Below are 506 nucleotides of genomic sequence, written 5' to 3'. Positions count from 1 at the left end.
GCGTTTGTTCTTCTGGGTATTTCGTAGAGCTTATCAATAAGTCCATAAAGAATGCCTTGACGGTTGGTAATCATGGGTGCATAGATACCCATCGCTTTTGTCTTGCTTAAAAAGCTATGAAATATTAAAATCGCTGGTAATAATAATTCGGCATTAGCCGATGAAATATTAAACGCCTCAACCATCTGGTCAGTATTCATCTCTCGGACTTGGAGATAGAGTTCCTCTAAACGTTCCTTACTAAGATAGGTTTGATTTTCCAAATGACACATTTCTAAGATTGTGCTCAGATAACCACCCAGTCCAATAAAGTTCTTGATCGGCATTTTCTTCAGTTTGGGCTTAAGCAAATAGATCTTACTTTCGATATACTCTTCCATAACCTTAGGGAAAGAGATCGTTTTTGTTTCTAAAGTATAGAGGATTTCTCTTAATCTCAACGGTCCCATTTTAAGATATTCTGTAAATTTCAATCCATCGATCGTATACATGGAAACTTCAACCCC

Annotated in this window: 1 pseudogene; it reads right to left on the bottom strand. The window is 37.0% G+C overall.

Annotation, left to right across the window (positions count from 1 at the left end):
• A pseudogene (locus DOT_RS30885) lies at window positions 1–491 on the bottom strand (exopolyphosphatase); the annotation flags it as partial.
• Between the last annotated feature and the right edge of the window lie 15 nt (window positions 492–506).

It is taken from the genome of Desulfosporosinus sp. OT (assembly GCF_000224515.1).
Taxonomy (GTDB): Bacteria; Bacillota; Desulfitobacteriia; order Desulfitobacteriales; family Desulfitobacteriaceae; genus Desulfosporosinus.
The sequence above is the reverse complement of the archived record's forward strand: the minus strand, read 5'-3'. Positions and strand labels throughout refer to the sequence as shown.